Here is a 316-nt window from a genome sequence, read left to right on the forward strand (position 1 = left end):
TTGGTTGCGGGGACAGGATTTGAACCTGTGACCTTCAGGTTATGAGCCTGACGAGCTACCGGGCTGCTCCACCCCGCGACGGTCCGGTTAGGGACGTAAGGGTAGATGAGATTGTGAATGGGTTTTGATATCGTGTGATGCATGTCGCACGGGCTTCAATGCCTGGCGACGACCTACTCTTCCATCGCTTGAGCGATAGTACCATTGGCGCAGGCGGGTTTCACGGCCGAGTTCGGAATGGGATCGGGTGGGACACCGACGCTATAGCCACCAGGCAATGGAGCCGGTGCGACATGCGTCACTGTGATATCTGGGT

Annotated in this window: 1 tRNA gene and 1 rRNA gene; both read right to left on the reverse strand. The window is 57.3% G+C overall.

Going from position 1 to position 316, the window contains the following annotated elements:
• Window position 1: 1 nt before the first annotated feature.
• A tRNA-Met gene (locus IFS44_RS21780) sits at window positions 2-78 on the reverse strand.
• 82 nt (window positions 79-160) lie between these two features.
• Window positions 161-275, reverse strand: a 5S ribosomal RNA gene (rrf, locus tag IFS44_RS21785).
• Window positions 276-316: the final 41 nt, after the last annotated feature.

The sequence above is a fragment of the Sphingomonas sp. CFBP 13706 genome, from assembly GCF_014842355.1.
GTDB classification, from domain to species: domain Bacteria; phylum Pseudomonadota; class Alphaproteobacteria; order Sphingomonadales; family Sphingomonadaceae; genus Sphingomonas; species Sphingomonas aerolata.